Source organism: Protofrankia coriariae (assembly GCF_001017755.1).
Taxonomy (GTDB): Bacteria; Actinomycetota; Actinomycetes; order Frankiales; family Frankiaceae; genus Protofrankia; species Protofrankia coriariae.
The window spans coordinates 21,573-28,575 of the sequence record NZ_JWIO01000030.1 but is presented as its reverse complement, the minus strand read 5'-3'; the positions used below and the strand labels follow the sequence as shown (position 1 = coordinate 28,575).

Genomic DNA, 7,003 nt, shown 5'->3' with positions numbered 1-7,003 from the left:
GCTCGACAGCCGCCGCAGGCCCGCGGCGAACGCCTCGTCCCCGGCTCGGGCCGCAGTGGCGGTCGGCACAATTTGGATCATTACGCGCAGGCCCTGCCCGGTGACGGTCGCGACGGACGCGGCAAGCCGGTCGAGCCCGTCACCGACAGTTGGACCAGCGCCAGCGGGCGGCCGGGCCTGGCCGGCGGCAGCAGCGGCACCAGCGGCACCAGCGGCCTGGCCGCTGAACGTTCCGTCGGCCTCCATCCGCACGCCGAGGCGTGCCGCGGTGAAGCCGGCGGCGGCCCACCGCGCGACGGTGGCCTGGTCGAGGACGGTGTCGGGGGGCACCGACACGCCGCGTACGAACAGCGTCCGGCCGTCGAGGTCGACGGCGAAGCGCCCCACGCGCAGAACCGTGCCGGCGGGCGGTTCCGGCGCCACCGACCGTACGGGCGCCGGGCTCGCGACACTCGGATCCGGTGCCGGCTGGGCCCAGGCCACGGGTACGGCACCGGCTACCACCTGGATGGCGACCGTGGCGACAGCGGTCGTCAGGGCGAGCCGCCGCGGGGCAGAGCGCGTTCCCGCCGGCCGGGCTGCCCGCGGCCGGCGCCGACGTGACGGATGGTCGAGCGCCGTGAGATCCGCCGATGCGTGCACATCGACCATCCTGCCGTGCCAGAACGACCAGCAGCCGGCTCGGGCCGGCGATCAGCCCGCCTGGCGGGTGTCAGTCTGGTCACCCAGGCCCGAGCGGCCGGCCTTGCGACCGCCCCGCCGGCGGGNCCGCCCCGCCGGCGGGTCCGCGGGGCACGGGGTGCCGACGGCTTCGTCCTGGCCTTCGCCGACGACCGCTCGACCGTACGACCGGTGGCCTCGCGGCCGGGCTCCCCGTCCCCGCCAGAGGAGCCGTCAGCTCCGATCGCCGCCTCGCCCGTGGCGGCGATCTCGCTTTTGACCCGCTGCGCGTACCTGTCGACGTACTCCTGGCCCGACAACGCCATGAGCTCGTACATGATCTCGTCGGTCATGGACCGGAGCACGAACCGGTCGTCGACCATGCCCTCGTAGCGGCTGAAGTCAAGCGGCCGGCCAATGCGGATGCCGACCCGGCGGATCCTGGGCAGCAGCTTCCCCTGGGGCTGCACCTCGAACGTGCCGATCATCGCGACCGGAATGACCGGAACCTTCGACTCCAGCGCCATCCGGGCAACACCGATCTTGCCTCGGTACAGCCGGCCGTCCGGTGAGCGCGTGCCCTCCGGATAGATCCCCAGCAGTTTGCCGCGTTGGAGCACCTTCACACCGCTGCGCAGCGCCATGTCGCTGGCGGCCCCGCCGCTGCGGTCGATCGGGAGCTGGCCCGCGCTGGTGAAGAACAGCCGCTTCAACCAGCCCTTGAATCCCGATCCGGTGAAGTAGTCGCTCTTGGCCAGGAAGGTGACCCGGCGCGGCACGACCAACGGGAGGAACAGGTGGTCGGAGAAGGACAGGTGGTTGCCGGCGAGGATGGCGGGGCCCCGTTCCGGGATGTTTTCCAGTCCCTCCACCCACGGCCGCCAGAACAGCCGCAGGACAGGGGTGAGAAATGCCTTGACGACCCAGTACAACACGTCAGCTCCCGGTGTGGTCGCCCACCAACATCGTCTCGACACGCATCGGCCCGACACGCCCGCACACGGTGGCCGGGACAACCCTATGGAACCGGGGTGGCTCCGTCCACCACGGGGACCGTCGCGGACGGCCTGCCCGCCCACGGCGGCTCGGGGCCGGCGCGAACGCGGGATGCGGCGCAGCCGGCCCCGAACACGGCACCACCGAACACCGCACCATGGAACACCGCACCATGGAACGCGGCACCACCGAACATGGCACCGCTGAACACGGCATCGTGAAGAGCATGGCCTCTACCCGCCCGGCATGCGAGCATGCTGCGGAACCGGTTCGCGCGACGAAAACAGAACAATCCTCCGTCTCCACGGAGTGCGGCCGATCGCGCGCAAGTAACGAGAGGGCGGACACCATGGCAGGCGTACCACGGCGTTCGGTCACACCGGGTACTTCGGTCGTACCCGGCGCGGAGCCGTTCGAACACGACGGCGGCGACACCGGGGTGCTGCTGATCCACGGATTCACGGGCACACCTCAGAGCATGCGCCCCTGGGGCACGTTCCTCGCGGAGGCGGGCCTGACGGTCTGTTGCCCGCTGCTGCCGGGCCACGGCACCCGCTGGCAGGAGATGAACGGCACGACCTGGCACGACTGGTTCGGAGCGGCCGAGGACGCCTTCATCCGCCTGCGGGAACGCTGCTCGACCGTCTTCGTCATGGGGCTGTCCATGGGCGGCACCCTGACCCTGCGGCTGGCGGAGGTGTACGGCCCGGCGTTGGCCGGGGTGGTCACGGTCAACCCCAGCCTCGGCACCGACCGGAAGGTGGCCGCGCTCGCCCCGGCGCTCTCACGCGTGATCCCCTGCGTGGTCGGGGTGGGCAGCGACATCAAGGCCGCGGGTACGGCGGAGGTCGCCTACCGGCGCCTGCCCCTGCGGGCCTTCGTCTCCCTGCGCGAACTGTGGGCGGTGACAGTGGCGGACCTGGGGCGTGTCACCAGCCCGATCCTGACCTTCCGCAGCCGCGTCGACCACGTCGTCGAGGCCACCTCCGGACGGATCCTGCTGGCGGGCGCGACATCGTCCACCGTTTCCGAGCGCATCCTGGAGAACAGTTACCACGTCGCGACCCTCGACAACGACAGACACACAATTTTCGAGGGAAGCCTCCAGTTCGTCGACACGCACACGGTTGTCTCGGGGTGATCGAGGTGAGTCGTGCCTGACCTGCCACCATCTGCCGGTGGCCCGCCGCCGGACGCGGGTGGAGCGTCCGGNTGGAGCGTCCGGCGGCCCGGCGTACGGACAGCCGCCGCAGGCCGGCCCGCCCGACGCCGAGGCGGGCGGCGCCAGCGCGCCCGGCCCCACCGACCACCGTGGGATACGCCGCGGCGATCCGCCACCCGGGGACGACGGCAGGTCGAAGGAGGATGCGACCGTTGCCGAGCCGCCGGTTACGGCCGCGGACGCCTCCGGCGGGGACAGCGACGGCGGCGATGCGGAAACGGATCAGGACACCGACCAGGACGCGGTCTTCGCCTCGCTCGTGGCCCGTTTCAACGCCGAGCCCGTGGAGCGGACCTGGCCATCCAGCGAGGACGTCACGACGCGCAGAGAGGACGTCACGGTGCACACGGAGCCTCCGGGCGCGATCGTGCGCCCGGTCTGGCGCTTACCTCTCGACCCGGGCCAGCAGAAAGATCATATTCTCTTTCCCGTGGACGACAGTGCGGCCACCGGTCCGGCCGGTGACGGGCCGAAGATCGATCCGCCGGGCATCCCGGATGATGCCGACGGCTACGACGGCCCCGATGATCCGCCCGATGACCCGTCCGACCACTACGACCCACCACCCCCACCGCCAGCACCTCGCATGAAACCCACCACCCGGTGGGCGTTGTGTTCCATCGCCGTCGGCGTCGCGATCCTGTTGGTCCCCACGATTGCCGGGATCGACCATGGCAGGCCCTATGACGTCGGAGGAGTCATGCTTGTGCTGGGCGGAGTCGCCACACTGGTGTTCCGAATGGCGGATCGGCCGCCCACCGACTCGGCGGACGGTGACGATGGCGCGGTCGTCTGATCCGGATTCGCCGGCAGGCGGACCGGGCACCCGCGTCAGGGCAGGGAAGGGGCGGCTGCGTGGAGTTCCACGAGAAGGTCGAGATACACGGTCACCTGATGGACACCGGCATTCTCGCCCGGGTGCTCGACGACGTTCTCAGTTACGGGGGCGACTACGAGATCAGGAGCATCGATCTCGGCGCGACCCACGATGACGAGTCGCACGCGACGATCGTCGTCGGGGCCGACTCGGCGGAGCAGCTGACCCGCATTCTCATGCGGATCAAGGCCTATGGCGTCAACAGTGTGGAGCCGGGTACCGCGCTGCTGCGGGCGGCCGACCACGACGGGGTCTTCCCCCCCGACTTCTACTCGACCACCAACCTGGAAACCGTGGTCCGCCTCGGCGGCCACTGGGTGCCGGTGGAACATCCCGAGATGGACTGCGGCCTTGTCGTCTCCGACGGGCGGGTACGCACCATCCCGGTCTCCGACGTCCGGGCCGGCGACATGATCGTGTGCGGCGTGTCCGGGGTGAAGGCCGTCCTGCCGGTGACCGACCACTCGACCCGGCTGTACGGCACCTTCCAGGCCCTGTCGTCGCAGTCCGTCTCGTCGTCCACCACCCTGCTGGCGCCGCAGCGGCAGGCCGTGCTGGTCCGCGCGATCGCCCGCCAGATCCGTGAGCTCAAGGCGGAGGGCTTCGGGGTGCTGTGGGTGGCCGGGCCCGCCGTCGTGCACTCCGGCGCCACCCCGGCCATGGTCGCGCTGATCGAGGCCGGCTATGTCGACGTGCTCTTCTCCGGCAACGCCTTCGCCGCCATCGACATCGAAGCGGCACTGTACGGGTCGGCGTTCGGCAACGAGCCGAGCCGCGGCAAGGGCGCCGAGCGCGGGCACGAGCAGTACATCCGGGCGATCAACACGATCCGGCGCGCCGGATCCATCGTCGCCGCCGTCGACGACGGCATCCTGACCAGCGGGATCATGCATGCCATCGTCAAGGCGAACAAGAAGTTCGTCCTGGTCGGCTCGGTGCGTGACGACGGCCCGCTGCCGGACGTCCACACCGACGTGCTGGCCGGCCAGCGGGCCATGCGCGAGGCCCTGCGCGGGATCGGGCTCGCGATAATGATCGCCTCGATGCTGCACTCGGTGGCGACGGGCAACATCCTGCCGGCGTCCATCCCGGTGGCCTGTGTGGACATCGATCCCAGCAGCGTCAGCAGGATCGCCGACCGCGGGTTCTCCCAGGCGGTCGGTGTGGTCACGGATGCCGGGCTGTTCCTGGAGCAGCTGGCCCAGGAACTGGTCGCCGACTACCGCCCGGACACCATCCGCTGATCGAGCTGGCCGCGCCGGCCCGGCAAGGCCGTCCGCGTCGCCGTCCAGCTCGATGACGAACCATCCAGTGACATATTGAATTCTTTCAACAACACAAAGTATTGCAGTGACGTTCAGCTACGGGCCAGGTCGGCGGCGCCGACGATGCCGCCCCAGGCTGCGAGCTGGGCTGTGACGATCCGTGCCTCGGGACGGTGCTGGCGGGCCGACAGGCTGTTCGCGAACTCCGCGCGGGCCGGGGCGAGAAGAAGATCACCAGCCTCCGACACCCCGCCGCCGAGCACGAAGAGACCGGGATCGAGAATCGAGGCCAGGCTGGCCATCGCCCGGCCCAGCCAGGTACCGACGTCCTCGAAGCACTTCACCGCGAGCGGATCGCCCTCCCGGGCGGCCTCGGTGACCGCCGGGCCGCTAAGAGCGCCCACCTCGCCGCCGGCGAGCTCCAGCAGGCGCCGGCCCACCGTCGGCGAGGTCGTCACCAGCTCACGGGCCTTGCGGACCAGCGCGTTGCCGCTGCCGTACGCCTCCAGGCATCCCCGGTTCCCGCACCCGCACAGACGGCCGCCGGTCACCAACTGCATGTGCCCGATCTCCCCGCCGAGCCCGAACCGCCCCCGGTACAGCCGGCCGTCGAGCACGATCCCGCCGCCGACACCGGTCCCCACCGTCACACACACCAGATCCGGCTCGCCGCGGCCGGCACCGAAGCGGTACTCCCCCCAGGCCATCGCGTTCGCGTCGTTCTCCACGACGACCGGCAGGCCGGTGCGGGCACTCACCTCGTCCCGTAGCGGCTCGTCACGCCAGGCGAGGTTCGGCGCGAACAGCACCCGCGAGCGGTCACGGTCGATCAGGCCCGCCGCCCCGATGCCGACCGCCCGCACCGGCTGCGGCGCCACGGCCGCCCGCAGCTCGCCGACCACCTCGCCGATCAGATCGGCCACCGCGGACGNCCACCTCGACGAGACCCTGGCCTACCGCACCATCGCCGCATTCCTCAGAACCGCCCCGGCCCCGTCGACAACACCCGCGGCGACCTTCGTGCCACCGACATCCACGCCGATCACCAGATCGGGCTGTGAGCCGTCCCTACCCGACGTTGTGGGGGTCACTCGACATCGATCCTCTGAACACGCGGCCCAGGCCCCGGCCGCTCGGTTGTCCATCCCCTCACAGCAGTGTCCTCGACGGGGCCGGTACCGGCCGTTGCCGCGCTGCCCGTGCCGGTGTCCGGACGGCCGGCGAGGACCGCCCGCACCGCCGCCGCCAGCGAGGTTGCCGCGGCGAACAGGTGCCCGGCCACCTCCGGTCGGCCCGCGGCCAGGGTGTTGACCAGCCGGCAGAGCGGACACACCTGGCACATGTTCATCGCCGCGGCGTCTGGACGGGCCTCGTGGTGGTCCTCCGGACGCAGGCCGCAGTCGCAACCGGCACCGCCGCCCGCGTCACCGCCGGCGCCGCCGGACGGTGTGGCGGCGCGGCGCCCGGATCCCGTCCGCCCGGGACCGGTACCCCCAGTATGGCCGACATGATCGTTCTTGCCGACGTGGGTGTCGTCACCGGAACGACCGTTGTGATCGGTATAGCCGGTGTGACCGCTATAGCCGGCATGATCGGCATAGCCGGTGTTACCCGCGTGGGCGTGGGCGGTGTAGGCCTGAACCGCCGGATTCGTGAGCAGGAGGTCACGCACGGCCGCGGCGAGCAGGGCGGCTTCCTGGGCGAGCGGGCCCGGCGCCGGCGCGGTCATGTGCGCACCCACAGGTCTGGGTCGGGTACAAAGGACACCACCAGCCGATCGTCTCGCAGCACCGCGCCGGTGACGTCACACCGTCGCAGCGCGGACGGCAGGGTGAGCATCCGCCGCTGCGAACCGACCGAGACCATCAGCTCGTCCGCGCCGACCCGGGCAAGGGTGATCTCGGAACGCTCCACGAACGGCAGGGCGATCGAGATCGCGAAGCCGTTCCCGGCCCGTTCGACCCGCGGCGGGCCGATCCCGGT

General features: G+C 71.1%; 9 protein-coding genes (2 of these 9 only partly in view). 2 read left to right on the top strand and 7 right to left on the bottom strand.

What is annotated here, in order from left to right:
- The 3 genes from FrCorBMG51_RS17325 to FrCorBMG51_RS34015 form a co-directional block, all read right to left on the bottom strand.
- Positions 1–81: the 5' portion of a hypothetical protein gene (locus FrCorBMG51_RS17325; protein ID WP_476742193.1), read on the bottom strand. It extends 828 nt beyond the left edge of the window; only the first 81 of its 909 coding nucleotides appear in the window; the start codon lies at positions 79–81; its stop codon lies beyond the left edge, outside the window.
- 452 nt (positions 82–533) lie between these two features.
- On the bottom strand, positions 534–1,532 hold the full coding sequence (locus tag FrCorBMG51_RS31625) for a lysophospholipid acyltransferase family protein (protein ID WP_476742192.1): 999 nt from the start codon (positions 1,530–1,532) through the stop codon (positions 534–536).
- A 146-nt stretch (positions 1,533–1,678) separates the two neighbouring features.
- On the bottom strand, positions 1,679–1,912 hold the full coding sequence (locus tag FrCorBMG51_RS34015) for a pentapeptide repeat-containing protein (RefSeq protein WP_371389943.1): 234 nt from the start codon (positions 1,910–1,912) through the stop codon (positions 1,679–1,681).
- A gap of 93 nt (positions 1,913–2,005) precedes the next feature.
- Between FrCorBMG51_RS34015 and FrCorBMG51_RS17310 the strand changes: the two genes are divergently transcribed.
- Positions 2,006–2,797 (top strand): alpha/beta hydrolase, encoded by a 792-nt coding sequence (locus FrCorBMG51_RS17310; protein WP_047224103.1) that lies wholly within the window; start codon positions 2,006–2,008, stop codon positions 2,795–2,797.
- A gap of 936 nt (positions 2,798–3,733) precedes the next feature.
- Complete coding sequence (locus FrCorBMG51_RS17300) at positions 3,734–4,999, top strand: ornithine cyclodeaminase, nickel-pincer nucleotide-dependent (RefSeq protein ID WP_047224102.1); 1,266 nt, start codon at positions 3,734–3,736, stop codon at positions 4,997–4,999.
- A gap of 113 nt (positions 5,000–5,112) precedes the next feature.
- Here the strand turns inward: FrCorBMG51_RS17300 and FrCorBMG51_RS17295 are convergent, their stop codons facing one another.
- From FrCorBMG51_RS17295 to FrCorBMG51_RS17285, 4 genes are all read right to left on the bottom strand, one after another.
- The gene (locus FrCorBMG51_RS17295; RefSeq protein ID WP_338052761.1) at positions 5,113–5,943 is read right to left on the bottom strand and encodes an ROK family glucokinase; all 831 of its coding nucleotides are present in this window, start codon (positions 5,941–5,943) and stop codon (positions 5,113–5,115) included.
- Between the two features lie 164 nt (positions 5,944–6,107).
- Positions 6,108–6,749, bottom strand: a complete 642-nt coding sequence (locus FrCorBMG51_RS17290; RefSeq protein ID WP_157180548.1) for a hypothetical protein — start codon at positions 6,747–6,749, stop codon at positions 6,108–6,110.
- On the bottom strand, positions 6,746–6,934 hold the full coding sequence (locus FrCorBMG51_RS31620; RefSeq protein WP_235433678.1) for an ArsA family ATPase: 189 nt from the start codon (positions 6,932–6,934) through the stop codon (positions 6,746–6,748). Before FrCorBMG51_RS31620 ends, FrCorBMG51_RS17290 begins: the two co-directional genes overlap by 4 nt.
- On the bottom strand, positions 6,886–7,003 hold the final stretch of the coding sequence (locus tag FrCorBMG51_RS17285) for an ArsA family ATPase (protein ID WP_476742191.1). Its footprint extends 962 nt past the window's final position; 118 of the gene's 1,080 nt are visible here — the last part of the coding sequence; the start codon falls outside the window, past its right edge — the gene reads right to left on this strand; the stop codon is at positions 6,886–6,888. Before FrCorBMG51_RS17285 ends, FrCorBMG51_RS31620 begins: the two co-directional genes overlap by 49 nt.

What these genes read in the sequence shown, in the direction of transcription:
- FrCorBMG51_RS34015 (WP_371389943.1), bottom strand. Translation starts at nt 1,912, where the DNA reads ATGCTCGCATGCCGGGCGGGTAGAGGCCATGCTCTTCACGATGCCGTG.
- FrCorBMG51_RS17310 (WP_047224103.1), top strand. Translation starts at nt 2,006, where the DNA reads ATGGCAGGCGTACCACGGCGTTCGGTCACACCGGGTACTTCGGTCGTA.
- FrCorBMG51_RS17290 (WP_157180548.1), bottom strand. Translation starts at nt 6,749, where the DNA reads ATGACCGCGCCGGCGCCGGGCCCGCTCGCCCAGGAAGCCGCCCTGCTC.